At 73.1% G+C, this 17,240-nt stretch carries 14 protein-coding genes; 13 read left to right on the top strand and 1 reads right to left on the bottom strand.

Annotated features, from left to right (window positions below; genetic code table 11):
* Nucleotides 1–20 precede the first annotated feature (20 nt).
* Entirely contained in the window at nucleotides 21–1,433 is a 1,413-nt protein-coding gene (locus tag ACL03H_RS00935) for an MFS transporter (protein ID WP_412809085.1), read from the top strand.
* A 147-nt stretch (nucleotides 1,434–1,580) separates the two neighbouring features.
* Here ACL03H_RS00935 and ACL03H_RS00930 read toward each other — a convergent pair whose 3' ends face one another.
* A complete protein-coding gene (locus ACL03H_RS00930; RefSeq protein ID WP_412809084.1) occupies nucleotides 1,581–2,546 on the bottom strand; it encodes a ketopantoate reductase family protein in 966 nt (321 codons plus the stop codon).
* A 91-nt stretch (nucleotides 2,547–2,637) separates the two neighbouring features.
* Between ACL03H_RS00930 and ACL03H_RS00925 the strand changes: the two genes are divergently transcribed.
* From ACL03H_RS00925 to ACL03H_RS00870, 12 genes are all read left to right on the top strand, one after another.
* Nucleotides 2,638–3,207 carry a TetR/AcrR family transcriptional regulator gene (locus tag ACL03H_RS00925; protein WP_412809083.1) on the top strand — a complete coding sequence of 190 codons (570 nt, stop codon included), beginning with the start codon at nucleotides 2,638–2,640 and terminating at the stop codon, nucleotides 3,205–3,207.
* Between the two features lie 441 nt (nucleotides 3,208–3,648).
* Nucleotides 3,649–4,416 carry an SDR family NAD(P)-dependent oxidoreductase gene (locus ACL03H_RS00920; RefSeq protein WP_412809082.1) on the top strand — a complete coding sequence of 256 codons (768 nt, stop codon included), beginning with the start codon at nucleotides 3,649–3,651 and terminating at the stop codon, nucleotides 4,414–4,416.
* On the top strand, nucleotides 4,416–4,820 hold the full coding sequence (locus ACL03H_RS00915) for a RidA family protein (protein ID WP_412809339.1): 405 nt from the start codon (nucleotides 4,416–4,418) through the stop codon (nucleotides 4,818–4,820). The genes ACL03H_RS00920 and ACL03H_RS00915 overlap by 1 nt, the downstream gene beginning before the upstream one ends.
* A 41-nt stretch (nucleotides 4,821–4,861) precedes the next feature.
* A complete protein-coding gene (locus tag ACL03H_RS00910) occupies nucleotides 4,862–6,481 on the top strand; it encodes an AMP-binding protein (protein ID WP_412809081.1) in 1,620 nt (539 codons plus the stop codon).
* A gap of 10 nt (nucleotides 6,482–6,491) precedes the next feature.
* Complete coding sequence (locus ACL03H_RS00905; protein WP_412809080.1) at nucleotides 6,492–8,873, top strand: bifunctional salicylyl-CoA 5-hydroxylase/oxidoreductase; 2,382 nt, start codon at nucleotides 6,492–6,494, stop codon at nucleotides 8,871–8,873.
* 166 nt (nucleotides 8,874–9,039) lie between these two features.
* The gene (locus ACL03H_RS00900; RefSeq protein WP_412809079.1) at nucleotides 9,040–9,996 is read left to right on the top strand and encodes an enoyl-CoA hydratase/isomerase family protein; all 957 of its coding nucleotides are present in this window, start codon (nucleotides 9,040–9,042) and stop codon (nucleotides 9,994–9,996) included.
* Nucleotides 9,969–11,189, top strand: a complete 1,221-nt coding sequence (locus ACL03H_RS00895; protein WP_412809078.1) for an acyl-CoA dehydrogenase family protein — start codon at nucleotides 9,969–9,971, stop codon at nucleotides 11,187–11,189. The genes ACL03H_RS00900 and ACL03H_RS00895 overlap by 28 nt, the downstream gene beginning before the upstream one ends.
* Nucleotides 11,186–12,034 (top strand): acyl-CoA dehydrogenase family protein, encoded by an 849-nt coding sequence (locus tag ACL03H_RS00890; protein WP_412809077.1) that lies wholly within the window; start codon nucleotides 11,186–11,188, stop codon nucleotides 12,032–12,034. Before ACL03H_RS00895 ends, ACL03H_RS00890 begins: the two co-directional genes overlap by 4 nt.
* Nucleotides 12,031–12,558: a gamma carbonic anhydrase family protein gene (locus ACL03H_RS00885; RefSeq protein ID WP_412809076.1), complete on the top strand. Its 528-nt coding sequence runs from the start codon at nucleotides 12,031–12,033 to the stop codon at nucleotides 12,556–12,558. The genes ACL03H_RS00890 and ACL03H_RS00885 overlap by 4 nt, the downstream gene beginning before the upstream one ends.
* Complete coding sequence (ilvC, locus tag ACL03H_RS00880) at nucleotides 12,555–13,589, top strand: ketol-acid reductoisomerase (RefSeq protein WP_412809075.1); 1,035 nt, start codon at nucleotides 12,555–12,557, stop codon at nucleotides 13,587–13,589. The genes ACL03H_RS00885 and ilvC overlap by 4 nt, the downstream gene beginning before the upstream one ends.
* Before the next feature lie 54 nt (nucleotides 13,590–13,643).
* Nucleotides 13,644–15,908, top strand: coding sequence for an anthranilate synthase component I (locus tag ACL03H_RS00875; protein WP_412809074.1), 2,265 nt, complete (start codon nucleotides 13,644–13,646; stop codon nucleotides 15,906–15,908).
* Nucleotides 15,905–17,119: a 3-deoxy-7-phosphoheptulonate synthase gene (locus ACL03H_RS00870; RefSeq protein ID WP_412809073.1), complete on the top strand. Its 1,215-nt coding sequence runs from the start codon at nucleotides 15,905–15,907 to the stop codon at nucleotides 17,117–17,119. Before ACL03H_RS00875 ends, ACL03H_RS00870 begins: the two co-directional genes overlap by 4 nt.
* The last annotated feature ends 121 nt before the right edge of the window (nucleotides 17,120–17,240 follow it).

Raw genomic sequence — 17,240 nt, 5'->3', positions numbered from 1 at the left:
CCCCCAGGAAAGAGACCGCCATGGACAAAGTCGTCCTGCGCAGCAAGCGCGATGTCATCACGTTCGTCAACGACCATCCCACCGGCAGCTCCCGCGGCAAGATCATCGCCCTGATCGCTCTGGGCTCCATCTTCATCGACGCGTACGACTTCACCTCGCTCGCCATCGGCCTGGACTCGATGAAGGCGGAGCTGAACCCGACGCCGTTCCAGGTGGGGACGACCACCTCGGCGATGGCGGTCGGCGCTCTTCTGGGCGCGATCTTCGGCGGGTACCTCGTCGACAAGCTCGGCCGGTACAAGCTGCTGATCCTCGATCTGGTGCTCTTCGTCGTCGCGGCGATCGGCGCTGCCCTGTCCCCCTCCATCGAGGTGCTGATCATCTGGCGCTTCCTGCTGGGAGTGGGCGTCGGCCTGGACATGCCGGCGGCGCTCAGCCTGGTCGCGGAATTCACCCGCAACAGGGACAAGGGGAAGTTCGTCAACCTCTGGCAGCCCATGTGGTACGCCGCGACGATCACCTCCGCGGCCCTGGTGCTGCCCCTGGTGTTCCTCGGCATGGAGGAGCACATGTGGCGCTGGGCGGTCGGGTTCGGCGCCGTACCCGCGCTGATCATCCTGGCGCTCCGCTTCCTGTTCGCCGATGAGAGTCCCATGTGGGCGGCGCACAACCTCGGCATGAGCGAGGCGGTGAAGATCCTCCGCAAGAACTTCCCGGCCACGGAGTTCGTGATCGAGCAGGGCGAGGTGGAATCGGAGGCCGACACCCGCATCAGCCGCATCTTCGAGCGCGGTTACCTGGTCCGCTCCATCGTCGTGGCGGTGGTGAGCGGTTTCCAGGCGGTCCAGTACTTCGCGGTCGGGTTCTACCTGCCCGTGATCGTGGGGCTGATCTTCGGCCAGGACGTCGTCTCCATCGTGATCGGCACGATCCTGCTGAACGTGTTCGGCCTCGTGGGCGGCGGCATCCAGCCGTTCCTCACGCATCGCTTCGGCGGCCGGGTGCTCACCCTGATCGGCAGCGCGATCTGCGTGCTCGCGCTGATCGCCGTGGGGCTGGTCGAGGTGGAGTCCGCTCCGTACCTCGCCGCGCTCCTGGTGGGCGCGTTCATCTTCGGCCACTCCTTCGGGCCGGGTTCGCAGGGCAAGACGATGGCGACGCTCTCCTACCCCACCGATCTGCGCGGTACGGGCACGGGTTGGGCCGAGGCTTGCAGCCGGGTGGGGTCCATCGTGGGCTTCTACGTCTTCCCGCTCGTGGTGGCCGCGGTGGGCCTGTCCCAGACGATGATCTTCCTCGCGGCGGTTCCGCTGATCATCTTCGTCACCGTGCTGGTCGCTCGCTGGGATCCGAAGGACGTCGACATCGAGGCCGGATCCACCGGCCCGGCCGCCGGAGCGGTGAGCTCGGCGTCAGCGTCCCAGCAGCCCTGACCGCTCCCCGCCCGCTCGGCGGTCGGAGAGGGCCTTCGCGGTTGCGCGGAGGCCCTCTTCTCGCGTCGAGGCTTCCCACGCCACCGGTGCGATCCGCGCCGGGCTCCGGGCCCGACGGACCGCCGGGGCCGACGACACCACCCGGATTCAGGCTCGGCCCGGGATCTCGCGGGCGAAGTTCGGTTCCGCCGCTTCCAGGCGCGGTACCGAGATGCCCCACCGCCGCGCTTCGGCCAGGGCGTCCCGGCAGACCTCGCGGGGCTCCTCGGCGTCGGGGTCGGAATGCGCCGCGAAGTTCGCCCGGACGGACGGGACATGAGCGGTCAGCCAGGCGAGCGCGGAGGCCGTCAGCCAGGTGGGAGCCCGGAACAGCAGCGCCCCGACCCGGTGCCGGCGCAGGTCGATGCCGCGCGCTTCGACGAGCGGCAGCAGCTCGCGGGCGACCAGCAGCCCCTCGCGCAGGTCGCCCGCGGCCCCGATCAGCTCGGACAGCGAACCCCGCCGCAGCCCTTGGGAGAACAGGCCGGCATCCGACGCGAAGTGCAGCCACAGCCAGCCGCGGAAGTCGGGCTCCTCCTTGAGCCGGAGCCCGGTCTCCCGGAACGCCTGGCGCACGGCCCGCTCCCGGGCGGTCGGGGGCTGGCCGAGGGTGCCGAAGACCACCGACGGCAGCAGCGCTCCTCGGAGCACGCCGTCCGCGCCGAAACCGCCACCGGCCTGGGGAAATCCCCAGGCGATCTGGTCGGCGGGAAGTGCGCCGATCGCGGCCGACGGCTCGGTCCAGACGTTGCCGAAGATCAGCACCGTGGCCCGGCCGACGCGCGGTGCGAGGAAGGCCGTCGCCTCCGGGAGGCGGTGGTGCGGCACGCTGAGCACGATCAGGTCGAAGTCGTGATCCGGCTCCAGCTCCTCGCGGTAGCGCACCGGCCACTTCTCCTCGACGCGCTGCCCCCACACCCGGCGCCGCGCGTCGAACAGATCGAGGTCCACCGCGTCTCCGTACGTCGCCGCGCGGCCCGGGCGGACGTAGAACTCGACCTCGTGTCCCGCCTGTCGCAGGGTCCAGCCGTAGATGGTGGCGATCACGCCACGGCCGAACATCAGGATCTTCACGCTGCACCTCGCGAGGTACGATCGAACTGGAGGCCGTCTCCGATTTCAAAATATGGAGATTGCCTCCACTTGTCAAACGCGAGGGGGGCGCATGACCGCCGACAAGCCGCTGCGGGCCGACGCCCGACGCAACCGCGATCTCCTGATCGCCAAGGCACGAGAGGTCTTCGACGACGGCGACTTCTTCGACCTGCGCTTCGACGACTTCGCCCGGCTGGCCGGAGTGGGCACCGGCACGCTGTACCGCCACTTCCCCACCCGGGAGGCGCTGGCCGAGGCCGTCTACCACGGAGAGGTGGCCGCGCTGTGCGACCGCGCCCGCCAGCTCCAGGCCGCGCTGCCCGCGGCGGAGGCCGTGGCGACCTTCCTGCGCGGCGTGGTCGACCACATCGCCGCCCACGAGGGCATGGCCCGGACGCTGGCCACGCTCATGGCGGATCGCTCGGGCGCCCTCGCCGAGGGCAGCAGGGCGCTGGAGCGGGCCGTCGCCGACCTGGTGGCCGAGGCCGCACGGGAGGGCGCCGTTCGCGATGACGTGGACACCGGTGCCGTGCTGATGGCGTTGCACGGCATCGGCGCGGCCCACGGCCGCCCCGGCTGGCGGACCGAGGCCGACGACCTCATCACCCTCGTGCTGGACGGCTTGCGCCACCCGCGGTGACGAGTCCGCACGGCGCCGGAGCGTCCCCGACGGGGGACCGCACGCCGGGCCAGCCCTCCTAGCGCTGCGCCGGATCGCCCCCGCGCCGAGGACCGCGCGGACGGGCCGGCGGCCCGGCCGTCGGCCTCGCGCAGGAACGCCAGATCGACCGACACCGGACGGGGTCGGCCGCGGAGATGGCCGCGGCCCGACACGGGAGCGGCCGCTCCAGCCCGCCGAGCACCTCGGGGGCCAGTGCTGCGGTCAGCTGGACCGCGAAGCGGCGACTCGGGCCCGCCGTCGCTCGCGGCGGCCCCGGCGGAACCGAGCCGAGAGGGACCCGCCCGCCCCGGAGCGATCCGCTTCAGCGCTCTCCAACTCGGACAGGAACCTCAGCCGGTAACACACTTGTCCCCAATCAGGCCCTAGACATGAACTATTGACCAGTCTTACCGTCGTTTCATGCTCAACCGACCAGAGTCGCGCGTGTGCCTCGTCGCCGGGGCGGGCCGCGGCATCGGCGCCGCGGTGGCGCGACGGCTCAGCGCCGCCGGGCACCGGGTCGCCCTGGCCGCCCGCACCACCTCGGAGCTGGAGGAGGTCGCCACCGGGCTCCCCGGGCCGGCCATCACCCTCACCGTGGACCTGACCGAACCGGATGCCGCGGAGACCGCGTGCGCCGCGGTCGAGGCCCGCTGGGGGCACGTCGAGATCCTGGTGCTCGCGGCGGGCGCCGGCACCGCGGCTCCGCTGGCGTCGACCACCGACGAGCAGTGGGAGCGGATGCTCGCGCTCAACCTGACCGCCCCGTTCCGCCTGCTGCGCCGCGCCGCCCCGCCGATGGCCGACGCGGGGTGGGGGCGAGTGGTGTCGATCGCGTCGGTGGCCGCTCGGCGCGGTGAACCGCACATCTGCGCCTACGCCGCCAGCAAGCACGGAGTCATGGGGCTCGTGCGGTCCGCGGCGGCCGAGCTGGCCGGGACGGGAGTCACGGTCAACGCGGTGTGCCCCGGCTACGTCGACACGCCCATGACCGACGTCACGGTGGCCGAGATCAGCGCCCGCACCGGCCGCGACCTCGTGGCGGCCCGCGCGGCCCTGGAGCGCAAGCAACCGATCGGCAGGCTCATCACCGCGGACGAGGTGGCCGACGTCGTGGCCGTGTGCGTCGCCAGCGGTGCCGTCAACGGCCAGGGCATCGTCATCGACGGCGGCGGGGTGCAAACGTGATCGAACGCCTCAATCCTCCCGAACTGGCCCGGCCCTCGGGGTTCAGCCACGCCGTCGTGGCCGAGGGCCGGTGCGTGCTGCTCGCCGGGCAGACCGGGACCGACGCCGACGGACGCATCACCCGACCCGACATCACCGGCCAGTTCGACCGAGCGCTGGCCAACCTGATGGCGGCGCTGCGAGCCGCGGGCGGATCGCCCGACGATCTCGCCCAGCTGACGATCTACCTGGTCGACGTCGAGGCGTACCAAGCCGCCAAGCGCGAGGTGGGCTCGATCTGGAAGCGGCACGTCGGCGCGCACCACCCGGCGACCGCGGCGGTCGGGGTGACCCGGTTGTGGGACCGCGCGGCCCTGGTCGAACTGCAAGGAATCGCTGTGCTCGACGTCGAGCCTGGTCGCTGACCGAACCCGCAGTCATCCGCGAGCCCCAGGAGGACCTGACCGTGCTGCCGACGTCGCCGCTCCACCCGTCCGCGCACCTCGACAGCTTCTGCAGGGACCGGCTGCCCGCCGATGAGGAGTGGCCCGAGCTGCTGTTCGACCTGCCCGAACTGCGCTACCCCGCACAGCTCAACGCGGCCTCGGAGCTCCTCGACACCACGATCGCGCGGTACGGCCCGGACCGACCGGCCCTTCGGGCGCCGGAGCCGGATCCGGTCACCTGGACCTACGGCGAGCTGCGGGACCGCGCCACCGCCGTGGCGGCCGCGCTGGTCCGGGAGCTCGGCGTCGTACCGGGCAACCGCGTCGTCCTGCACGGGCCGAACACGCTCTGGCTGGTCGCCGCCTGGCTGGGCGTCCTCAAGGCCGGCGCGGTCGCCGTCACGACGGCGGCGATGCTCCGCCCCGGCGAACTCGCCACCGTGGGCAGGCTGACCCGGCCGACGGTGGCCCTGTGCGACCACCGCTTCGCCTCCGCGCTGGCGTCCGCGGGCATCGCCGGACTGCCGATCGTGCCGTTCGGCGGTGAGGGCGCCGACGACCTCGTCGTGCTGGCGGCTCGTCAGGATCCGTTCGACGACGTGCCGACCTCCGCGGATGACGTCGCGTTGCTGGCCTGCACGTCCGGGACCACCGGCGAGCCGAAGGTCACGATGCACTTCCACCGCGACCTGCTCGCGATCGCGGACACGTTCGCCCGTCACGTCGTGGCGCTGCGACCGGACGACCTGGTCACCGGGACCCCGCCGCTCGCGTTCACGTTCGGGCTCGGCGGACTGCTCGTCTTCCCGCTCAGGGCGGGTGCCGCCGCGCTGCTGCTCGAACGCGCCACCCCCGGGGAACTGGCCTCGCACGTGGCCGGGAACCGCGCGACGGTGCTGTTCACCGCGCCCACCGCCTACCGCGCGCTCGCCCGGGACGGACGACCCGAACAGCTGGCGAGCTTGCGCCGTTGCGTGTCGGCGGGTGAGCCGCTGCCCGCCGCGGTGTGGCACGAGTTCCGCGCGGCCACCGGCGTCCGCATCATCGACGGGATCGGATCGACCGAGATGCTGCACGTGTTCATCTCCGCCTCCGACGAGGACATCAGGCCCGGCGCGACCGGCCGCCCGGTTCCCGGGTACCGGGCCGACGTCGTCGACGACTCCGGTCGCAGCGTGCCCGACGGGGTGGCGGGTCATCTCGTCGTGCGGGGACCCACCGGCTGTCGCTACCTCGACGGGCGTCGGCAACGGGAGTACGTGGTCAACGGCTGGAACCGCACCGGCGACGTCTACGTCCGCGACGCCGACGGCCGGTACTGGTTCCAGGCCCGCGCCGACGACATGATCATCACCGCTGGCTACAACGTGGCCGGGCCGGAGGTGGAGCAGGTGCTGCTGTCGCACCCCGCCGTCGCCGACTGCGCGGTCGTCGGCACCCCGGACGCGGAACGCGGCCACGTCGTCACCGCCTACGTCATCCTGCAGCAGCAGGCGACGGCGACCGCCGACGAGCTGCAGGCGCTCGTGAAGAACGCGATCGCCCCCTACAAGTACCCCCGCCGCGTCCACTTCGTCGACGCGCTGCCGCGCACCAGCACCGGCAAGGTGCGGCGGTCGGCGCTCCGCGAGACGGACTGAGGTGGCGAACATGCGGATCGCGATCGCGGGAGGCGGCCCGGGCGGTCTCTACCTGGCCGTCCTGCTGGCGCAACTCGGCCGGCACGACGTCACCGTCTGGGAGCGGAACTCCCCCGACGACACCTTCGGCTTCGGAGTCGTGCTCTCCGACGAGACCCTCGGCGGGATCGAGCAAGCGGATCCCGTCGTGTTCGCGGCCATGACGCAGCAGATGGCCCGCTGGGACGACATCGACGTGCACCACCGCGGCGCGGTCTCCACCTCGGGCGGCCACGGGTTCGCCGCGATCGGCCGCCGGGAGCTGCTGCGCGTTCTCCAGCACCGCTGCGCGCAGCTCGGGATCACCGTGCACTACCGCACCCGATGCCCGGACGCCGCGGTCCTCCAAGCCGAGCACGACCTGGTCGTCGCCGCCGACGGGGTGAACTCCGCGGTGCGGGCGGCGCGTCCGGCCGACTTCGGCGCGCGCGTCGAGACCGGGACCAACCGGTACATGTGGCTCGGCACCGACCGGGTCTTCGCCGCGTTCACGTTCGACGTCCTGGAGACGCCCCGCGGGGTCGTGCAGCTGCACGGCTACCCCTACTCCGACCGCGCCTCGACGATCGTGGCGGAAACCTCCGAACCGACCTGGGAACGCCTCTTCCGCGACCGCTGGACCCGAGACCTGGGGCCGGGGCAGAGCGACCTGGGTTCGGTGGAACTCATCGCGGAGCTGTTCGCGGACCGGCTGGCCGGTGCCGCGCTGCTGGCGAACGCGTCGCGGTGGTCGCGGTTCCGGACGGTGCGCACCGACCGCTGGCACGTGGACAACCTGGTGCTGCTCGGCGACGCGGCGCACACCGCGCACTTCTCCATCGGTTCGGGGACGAAGCTGGCGATGGAGGACGCCCTGGCGTTGGCGGCGTGCCTGCACGAACAGCCGGACGTCGCGACCGCGCTCGCCGCGTACGAGGCGGAGCGCCGGCCCGTGGTCGCCTCCACCCAGCGCGCGGCGGCGGCGAGCCAGGCCTGGTTCGAGGACATCGACCGCTACGTCGGCCAGGAGCGGCAGCAGTTCGCCTTCAACCTGCTCACCCGCAGCCGGCGCGTCACCTACGACAACCTGCGCACGCGGGACGGCGCGTTCGTCGAGCGCGCGCAGCGGTGGTTCTGCGGCGCGGGCCCCGAGGCCGAACCCGTGCCACCGATGTTCACGCCGGTCCGCATCGGCGGTCTCGCGCTGCCCAACCGGGTCGTCGTCTCGGCGATGGACGTCTACTCGGCTCGCGAGGGCACGCCGACGGACTTCCACCTCGTGCACCTCGGCGGGAAGGCGCTCGGGGGCGCGGGATTGGTCATGACGGAAATGGTGTGCGTCTCGCCGACCGGGAGGATCACGCCGGGTTGCACCGGTTTGTGGAACGCCGAGCAGGAGGCCGCGTGGCGCCGGGTGGTCGAGTTCGTCCACGCTTCGTCGCACTCGCGGATCGGTGTCCAGATCGGACACTCGGGCCGGAAGGGTTCGACCAGGCTGATGTGGGAGGGGATCGACGAACCGCTCGACTCCGGCGGTTGGCCGGTGGTGGGCCCGTCGGCGATCCCCTACTCGGCGCGGAACGCGGTGCCGCGCGAGCTGACGGCGGGCGAGCTGCGCGGGATCCGGGACGAGTTCGTGGCGTCCGCCCGGGCCGCCGCCCGCTGCGGGTTCGACCTGCTGGAACTGCACGCCGCGCACGGTTACCTGCTGTCGTCGTTCATCTCGCCGTTGTCGAACGCGCGCACCGACCGCTACGGGGGCGAGCTGGACGGACGCCTGCGCTTCCCGCTGGAGGTCTTCGACGCCGTCCGCGAGGCGTGGCCGGCCGAGAGGCCGATGTCGGTGCGGATCTCGGCGACGGACTGGCATCCGGGCGGAGTCGACGCGGACGCCGCGGTCGACATCGCCCGCGCGTTCGCCGCGCACGGCGCGGACGCCATCGACGTGTCGACCGGTCAGGTGGTGAGCGACGAGGCTCCCGAGTTCGGCCGGAGCTACCAGACCCCGTTCGCCGACCGGATCCGCAACTCGGTCGGGCGCCCGCACCGGGGTCCCGCGGTGATCGCGGTGGGGGCGATCTCGAGCTGGGACGACGTCAACTCGATCCTGCTGGCCGGGCGCGCGGACCTGTGCGCACTGGGCCGCCCGCACCTCTACGACCCGCAGTGGACCCTGCACGCCGCGGCCGAGCAGGACTACACCGGGCCCGGCGCGGTGTGGCCGGACCAGTTCGCCGCGGGCTCCCGGCGGCCGCGGACGGGCCGCACCGACGGGCCTCCGCCACGGCTGGACTTCGTTCGTCGCGGCCCGGTCAGCACGCGCCACGCCAGGTGGGATCCCACCGGCTCCTCGCACGACCCCACCGCGGGGTGACCGGCGGGTGACGGGCGCGGCGGGCCACCCGAGGGGCGGCGAGGTCACGCGACCAGACCAGTCAAACGTCTTGCTCGAACCACTGAATTGGATACAATCGAAACGGATTATGTCAGTTTTTTGGTCAACCGTTCATCTCATTCCAGCCTGGCCGAGGGGTTGCTAGATGGCGCGCGTACCACTGCAGGATCGACCCGCCGAGGCGAGCACGATCACCTACTCCCGGCGTGCGGACCAGGCGATCATCGCGATCGACCGCCCGCACGCGCTGAACAGTCTCAACTTCCTGGCCTTCCAGGAGATCCAGGACGCGTTGCGCGTGGCCGAGCGGGACGACTCGGTGGCCGTCATCGTGATCACCGGCACCGGGAGCAAGGCGTTCTGCACCGGCGCCGACCTGCACGAGCACTGGGAGCTGTGCCAGCGCCCGCGGGACTACGTCCCGTGGGTGCGCGAGTTCATCGCCATGCAGACGGCCGTCGTGCGGTGCGGCAAGCCGACGATCGCCCGGCTGAACGGGTTGGTGGTCGGCGCGGGCAACGAGCTGAGCCTCGCCTGCGATCTCGCGATCGCGAGCGAGGACGTCGTGATCCGGGAGGTGGGGCCCCTGGTCGGCAGCGTCTCGGGCATCGGCGTCACGCAGTGGCTGCCGCTGATGATCGGCGACCGGCGCGCGCGCGAGGTCGTCATGCTGTCCGAAGACCTCCCGGCGGCGACCGCGCACGACTGGGGAATGGTGAACAAGGTCGTTCCGGGCGCCGAACTGGACTCCGCCGTCGACGCCGTGGCGCGACGGCTGACCGACACCTTCCCGGAGTCCCTCCGGTTCACCCGCGCACTGGTGAACCAGGCCAAGGAAGCCGCCTGGGCATCGAGCGCCGCGCTCGCCGGCGAGTGGCTCGCGATCCACAGCGGATCCGTCGAAACGCACCGGGGCATGGGGTCGTTCATCAAGAAGCGCCCCGTCGACCACGCGGAGCTGCGCGAGCGGGCGGTCAGCGACGACTCGCCGGAGTTCCCGCACGGCCCGCCGGTGGGATCGTGCGCCAGCTGCGGGGCCGCCGACCTGCCCGCGACGTTCACGTGGTGCGGGGCGTGCGGCGCGGAACTGGCGGCGAGCTGATGACGACGACGGAGCGCGCCGCTGCCGAGGGACTCGGCCCGGTGCTGATCGACGATGCCGCCCGATCGGAGTTCCGGGCGCGGCTGCGCGAGTGGCTCCCGGAGCACCTGCCCCGCACCCCGGAGCCGGACGGCGTGGCGGAGCGGTTCTGGTGGCGACACGCCTGGCAGCGGACCTTGCACCGCGGTGGCTGGATCGGCGTCGACCTGCCCGCCGAGCACGGCGGGCACGGGCTCGACGTGCTGCACCGGGCCATCGTGATCGACGAGCTGACCGCGGCCGACGCCCCGCCGATCGCGAACTGGGTCGGGGTCGAGCTCGTGGCACCCACGCTGGTGGCCTGCGGCGACCCGGACCAGCGCGCCGAGCACGTCCCGGCGATCCTGGACGGCACCTCGGTGTGGTGCCAGGCCTTCTCCGAAGCGGACGCGGGTTCGGACCTGGCGGCCGTCACCACCAGGGCGACGCCGGACGGCGACGGGTTCGTGCTGCGCGGACGCAAGCGCTGGAGCAGCTGGTCGCGGTTCGCCGACCAGGTGCTCGTGCTGGCCCGGACCGGGAGCGCCGAGGCCCGGCACAAGGCCCTCTCGTGCTTCATCGTGCCGATCTCGCGCCCCGGCGTGAGCGTCAACCCCGTCCCGATGCTCTACGGCGACGCCGAGGAAGCCGACATCGTCTTCGACGACGTCCGCGTCGGGTCGGACGCCTTGGTCGGAGAGCTCGACGGCGGCTGGTCCGTGCTGATGACCAGCCTGTCCCTCGCCCGCGGGCTCTCCACCCTGACGCGGGTCGGGGCGCTGCGGCGGGCGCTGGCCCGCCTGGTGTCCGAGCGGGTCGAGGCCTGCGGATCGGCCGCGAACCTGCCGTCGACCGAGGTGGTCGCGCTGACCGGTTTCCACGCCAGAGCGGAGGCGCTGCGCGGGCTCGCCTACCGGAAGGTGGCCGACCTCGCGGCCGATGGAGTGCCGGGCCCGGTCGCCTCGACCGAGAAGCTGCTCTGGGGGGAGCTGTCCAAGCAGGTCGCCGAGCACGCGGTGCTGCTGGGCGGGCTCGACGCGCTGGTTCCCTCCGACGGGTTGGCGACCGGCTGGCTGATGGAGCTCTACCGGGGGATCGGCAACGCCATCGAGGGCGGCACCAGCGAGATCCAGCGCACCACGATCGCCCGCCACGTTCTCGGGCTTCCCGCATGAGCCCGGAGCGCGCCGAGACGCGCGCGTCGCAGGTGGGGGGCGGCCACCTCACGGCCCTCGCGCTCGGCTGCCTCACCGCGGAGCGCGAGGGGGCGGCCGGCTGGCCGGCCGGCGAGGCCGTCGCGGAGTGGATCCGGGCGCAGTTGGCTCCGGGAACCCTCCCGGGCACCGTCGTCGCCGGGGCCGGCGGACGATTCGACGCGGTCGCGGTCGCGCCGCCGGAGGTGCTGCTCGAGCGCCTCGACGCGGGCTGGGTGCTGCGCCCGGTCGGCACGACCCGGGACACCGAGCTCACCGACCCCGCGGTGCGCCGGTGGAGCGGCACCGCGAGTCCAGGAGCACCGACCACCCCGGTGAGCCTGCCCGAGGACATGGCCGAGCGGCTCGCGCTGGTCGACGACCTCGCGGTGGCGGCCGCCCTCGTGGGAGTCGCGGACCGCTCGCTCGGCCTCGCCGTCGCCCACGCCCGCGAGCGCACCCAGTTCGGCCGTCCGATCGCGTCCTTCCAGTCGGTCGCGCACCGGCTGGCCGACATGTACTGCGCCGTCGAGCTGGCCCGCTCGTCGGTGCTGCTCTCGGCGGCCACCGGCGCCCCGGCCGACGCGCGCCTGTCGCGCGCGCTCGCCGTCACGACCGCGCCCGACGTCGTGACCTCCGCCGTGCACCTGCACGGTGCGCTCGGCCTGACCACCGAGGTGGCGGTGCACACCGCCCTGCGCCGGGCGCTCGTTCTGCGAGCGCTGCCGCCGAGCTCCGACCACGCCCTCGATGCGCTGCGCGGCGATCTGCAGGACCTCGCGGACCGCACCCGCCCCGCCACCTCGCCCCCGGGAGACCGCTCATGATCGTCGAGTTCGAGGGCCACCGGCCCACCATCGACCCCAGCGCGTTCGTCGCCGACGGCGCCGTGCTGGTCGGTCGCGTGACGCTGGGAGCGCAATCCTCCGTCTGGTTCCACGCGGTGCTGCGCGCCGACCAGAACGACATCGCGGTCGGCGCTCGCTCCAACCTGCAGGACGGCGTCGTCGTCCACGCCGATCCGCCCGACTACCCGGGGACCCCGGTGCTCATCGGCGACGGCGTCACCGTGGGCCACGGGGCGGTGCTGCACGGTTGCACCATCGAGGACGGCGCGATCGTGGGCAGCGGTTCGGTGGTGCTCGACGGCGCGCGCATCGGCGCCGGCTCGCTCGTCGCGGCCGGTTCGGTGGTGCTGCCCGGCTCGGACATCGCGCCGGGCACCCTCGCGGCGGGCTCGCCCGCGCGGGTGCGTCGGGAGCTGACCGACGACGAGCGGGACGGGTTCGCCCGACCGCACGTCGTCTACACGACGTTGGCCGCGAACTACCGGAAGGCGGTCGCGCGATGACGCAGCCGACGAGCGAGACATCAGCGGCGCGGCCCGGCGCGACCGTGCACTACGCGGACGAGCGGCGGACTCCCCTGCTGCCCGGCCGCCGGGTCGCGGTGCTGGGCTACGGCTCGCAGGGCCGCGCGCACGCGCACAACCTCCGAGACTCCGGGATCGAGGTGCGGGTCGGGCTCCGGCCGGACTCGGCGCGACTGGCCACCGCCCGCGAGGAGGGCTTCGCGGTGACCGACACCGGATCGGCGGCCAGCTGGGCCGACGTGATCGTCGTGCTGGTGCCGGACACGCTCGCGCCCGCGGTGTTCGCCGAGTCGGTGCAGTCGAACCTGGCCCCGGGCGACGCCCTCGTCTTCGCCCACGGCTTCGCCGTGCACCACGGCTTGATCACCGCCCCGGACGACGTGGACGTGGTCATGGTGGCCCCCAAGGCACCCGGCCGGGACGTGCGGGCGAGCTTCGAGCGCGGCGGCGGCTGCCCGGCGCTGGTCGCCGTCGCGCAGGACGCGACCGGCGCGGCGTCCGCGCTCGCCCTGGACTACGCGGACGCGCTGGGAGCGACCCGGGCCGGAGCGCTGGAGACGACCTTCGCCGAGGAGACCGAGACCGACCTGTTCGGGGAGCAGGCCGTGCTGGTCGGCGGGGTCACGGAGCTGATCAGGACGGCGTTCGAGGTGCTGGTCGCGGCCGGGTACCAGCCGGAGTCGGCCTACTTCGAATGCCTCCACGAGCTCAAGCTGACCGTGGACCTGATCCAACGGCACGGCCTGGCCGCCATGACCGACCACATCTCCGACACCGCCGAGTACGGCGGCTACAGCCGCGGCCCGCGAGTGATCGACGCGCACGTCCGGGCATCGATGGAAGCCGTCCTCGACGAGATCAGGTCCGGTGGCTTCGCTTCGGAGTGGGTCACCGAGGACCGGGACGGCCGACCGCGCTTCCGGGCGGCACGAGCCACCGCGAGGGCGCACGCGATCGAGGCGGTGGGGGTCTCGCTCCGCCGGATGACCGACCACCCGGCCACTTCCTGACCGGCCACCCGACACCAGGTCTCTCATCTTCTGATTCGTGGAGGAATTATGCGGGTGGACTTCGCATGGATCGCCCGGGCGCTGGAGGACGGCGCGGAAAGCGCCTCGCGTTACCGCACCGCGGGTGGTCTCGACGTCGAACGGCACGCGCGCCCTCTTCCCGGGCCGGACGCCGCTTCGAAGTCCCTGAGCCGCGTCGCGGCCGCGCTGGACTCGGCGCCGGGCGCCCTGTTCCACGGAGCGGTGACCCAGCCCGGCCGCTACGCCCCGTGGACCCGCGCCACGGACCGGGTGGCCCTGGCGTTCGAAGCCCGCGGCCGCGCGTTCCGCGTGCTCGCCCTCGACCCGGGCGCGGGCCCGCTGCTGGAGCTGGCCGCCACCGCGCTGGCGGCCGACCCGCAGGTTCGCAGGCTCACGAGGCTGCCCGACGGCTCGGGCCTGCACGGCGCCGTCGCGCGCGCCGAAACCGGTTTCACCGAGGAGGAACGCACCCGGCAACCGTCGACGGTGGGTGTGCTGCGCACGCTCACCCGTGCCCTCGCCCATCCCGACGAGCCGGTGCTGGGCTGGTACGGAGCCTTCGGCTACGACCTGATGCTCGGGTTCGACCCCATCCCCCGCCAGCACCGCCGGCCGGCGGGATACCGGGACCTCGTCGCGTTCCTGCCGGCCACGGTGATCGTGGCCGATCCCGAACGCGAGCTGGCGGTCCAGGTCGACTACACCTTCTCCAGCCCTGACGGCACCTCCGGGCCGGTCGCGACCGCCGAGTTCACCGGTGCGCGCCGGGCCTCCGACGCACCCGCACCGACCGATCCCGGGCACTACCGGGCGGGGGTGCGCGCGGCGCTGTCGAAGTTCCACGCGGGCGATGCGTTCGAGACCGTGCTGAGCCAGACCCTGACCGCCGACCGGAACGGCGAGCGGGCGAGCGTGATCTTCGAGCGGCTCGCGGCCGCGAACCCCAGCCCGTACGGCTTCCTCATCAACCTGGGGCGCGGCGAGTCGCTCGTCGGCGCCTCACCGGAGATGTACGTCCGGGTCACGGACGATCTCGTGGAGACCTGCCCCATCTCCGGCACCATCGCGCGCGGCGCGTCCGCGATCGAGGACTCCCGGAACGTGGCCACCCTGCTGGCCTCCGAGAAGGAGGCGGCCGAGCTGACGATGTGCACCGACGTCGACCGCAACGACAAGAGCCGCGTCGCGGTCCCGGGCTCGGTGCGGATCGTCGGCCGCCGCCAGATCGAGCTCTACTCCCGGCTGATCCACACCGTGGACCACGTCCAGGGCCAGCTCGAACACGGCTACGACGCCTGGGACGCCTTCCTCAGCCACATGTGGGCCGCCACGGTGAGCGGTGCGCCGAAGCGCGCCGCCGCGGAGTTCATCGAGCGCTGGGAGACCTCGGCTCGACGCTGGTACGGCGGTGCGGTCGGTTACGCCACGGTCGACGGCGCGATGGACACGGCCCTGACCCTCCGGACGGCGCGCTTGACGGACGAGACCACCGAGGTGCGCGCGGGGGCGACGCTGCTCATCGGCAGCGACCCCGAAGCGGAGGAGGCCGAGACGCGGCTCAAGGCCTCCGCGGTGCTGGGCGCGCTGCGGAGCGAGCCGGTCCAGCCCGTCCTCGCCGGAGCACCCGGCACCTCGAACGGCGGTGCCCTGGCCGCCGCACGAGGTCCGCGGGTCACGCTCGTCGACCACGAGGACTCGTTCGTCCACACGCTCGCGGGCTACCTGCGGCAGAACGGCTGCGAGGTCGTGACCCGGAGGTGGTCGTCGCTGACCGGGTTCGGCGAAGGAACCGATCTCGTGGTGCTCTCCCCCGGGCCGGATCGCCCAGCGGCCTTCCGCATGAGCGACACGATCGACGCCGCGCTCGCCGCGGGAGCCGGGGTGTTCGGCGTCTGCCTGGGCATGCAAGGGATCGTCGAGCACTTCGGCGGGCGCCTCCGCGTGCTCCCCGATCCGATCCACGGCCGCGCTTCGCGGATCCGAGCGGTCGATGGGGGCGGCGCGCTGCTGCGCGGACTGCCCGACCGGTTCACCGCCGGCCGCTACCACTCGCTCTACGTCACACCCCGGGAAGTACCGCCTCCTCTCCGGGTCACCGCCGTCACCGACGACGGCGTCGTCATGGCCGTCGAGCACCCCGTCCTGCCGATCGCGGCCGTCCAATTCCACCCGGAGTCGCTCCTGTCGCTCGACGGCGACGTGGGGCACCGCGTCATCGCGAACCTCATCGACAGCTGCGGCGCCGGTTCGGTGGGCGGCGACCGGCGCATCGCGGCGGAACAGGCCAGGCCAGCATGATCAACAGCCGCACCGCCACCGCGCGGCGCACCCCGTGGACACCTGATTCCTGGCGTCCCCGCGTCGCGCACCAGCAACCCGCGTGGGATCCCGCCGAGCTCGAACGGGCCGTCGCGGAGCTGCAACGGCTACCCGCTCTGGTGCAGCCCGGCGAGATCTGGAGCCTGCGCCGGCTGCTCGCCGCCGCGGCGCACGGCGACGTGTTCGTCGTCCAGGCCGGGGACTGCGCCGAGTCCTTCGAGGACGTCACCACCGAGCACATCACGCGCCGGGGCGAGCTGATCGCCCGGCTCGCGCGCAGCGTCGAGCAGAGATCCGGGCGGCCCGCCATCGCGCTCGGGCGCATCGCCGGTCAGTACGCGAAACCGCGCAGCGCGCCGACCGAGCTCGTGAACGGACGGGCGCTCCCGGTCTTCCGCGGCCACATGGTCAACGACGCCGCACCGACGCCCTCGGCGCGGCGCCCCGACGCGGCCCGGCTCCTGCAGGGCTACTACCGCTCGGCCACCACGCTCAACCTGCTCCGCACCCTGCCCACGCACCTGGCCAGGCCGGTGTGGGTCAGCCGCGAGTGCTTGCTCCTCCCCTACGACCGGGCGACCCTCCGCAACGATCCCGCGAGCGAGGAGTGGTACCTGTCCAGCACGCACTTCCCGTGGATCGGCGAGCGGACCCGCGACGTCGAGGGCGCCCACGTCGAGCTCCTGAGCGGCGTGGTGAACCCGTTGGGGGTCAAGGTCGGACCGACGGTCACGCCGGAGGAGGTCGTGGAGCTCTGCGACCGGCTCAACCCGCACGGCACGCCGGGTCGGCTGACCCTGATCACCCGCCTCGGTTCGGGCGCGGTCCACCGCGTCCTGCCCGATATCGTCGCGGCCGTGTCCGCCGCCGGGCACCCGGTGGTCTGGATGTGCGACCCGATGCACGGCAACACCATCCAGCTGCCCTCGGGGATCAAGACGCGCCGGGTCGCCGACATGCTGGCCGAGCTCGACGGCTGGTTCGACGTGCTCACCGCGGCCGGAGCGCACCCCGGTGGGCTGCACCTGGAGTGCACGCCCGACGACGTCCAGGAGTGCGTCGACGAGGACCCGTCCGAGGTGGGCACCTACCGCACCCTGTGCGATCCCCGCCTCGACGCCGGCCAGGCCCTGACCCTGATCCACGGCGCCGCTCAGGGCCTCCGGCGCCGCGGGCGGCCGGTGCCCTGAAGCGAGAGCTGTCGTTGACGCCGGACGGCATCCGGGAACGGGTCGGCCTCCGCGGGGCGCCGCGAGGCGGTCGGCGCGACCGATCGCGTCCGGCCGCCCCGATCCGCCGCACCTCACCCGG

Source organism: Saccharopolyspora antibiotica, from assembly GCF_047200635.1.
Taxonomy (GTDB): Bacteria; Actinomycetota; Actinomycetes; order Mycobacteriales; family Pseudonocardiaceae; genus Saccharopolyspora_C.
This window is presented reverse-complemented; position numbering and strand designations above follow the sequence as displayed.

Bases quoted from the DNA above. Each gene is read 5' to 3' on its own strand.
- ACL03H_RS00905 (WP_412809080.1), top strand. From the start codon at position 6,492: ATGCGGATCGCGATCGCGGGAGGCGGCCCGGGCGGTCTCTACCTGGCC.
- ilvC (WP_412809075.1), top strand. From the start codon at position 12,555: ATGACGCAGCCGACGAGCGAGACATCAGCGGCGCGGCCCGGCGCGACC.
- ACL03H_RS00885 (WP_412809076.1), top strand. From the start codon at position 12,031: ATGATCGTCGAGTTCGAGGGCCACCGGCCCACCATCGACCCCAGCGCG.
- ACL03H_RS00900 (WP_412809079.1), top strand. From the start codon at position 9,040: ATGGCGCGCGTACCACTGCAGGATCGACCCGCCGAGGCGAGCACGATC.
- ACL03H_RS00920 (WP_412809082.1), top strand. From the start codon at position 3,649: ATGCTCAACCGACCAGAGTCGCGCGTGTGCCTCGTCGCCGGGGCGGGC.
- ACL03H_RS00890 (WP_412809077.1), top strand. From the start codon at position 11,186: ATGAGCCCGGAGCGCGCCGAGACGCGCGCGTCGCAGGTGGGGGGCGGC.
- ACL03H_RS00935 (WP_412809085.1), top strand. From the start codon at position 21: ATGGACAAAGTCGTCCTGCGCAGCAAGCGCGATGTCATCACGTTCGTC.
- ACL03H_RS00925 (WP_412809083.1), top strand. From the start codon at position 2,638: ATGACCGCCGACAAGCCGCTGCGGGCCGACGCCCGACGCAACCGCGAT.
- ACL03H_RS00870 (WP_412809073.1), top strand. From the start codon at position 15,905: ATGATCAACAGCCGCACCGCCACCGCGCGGCGCACCCCGTGGACACCT.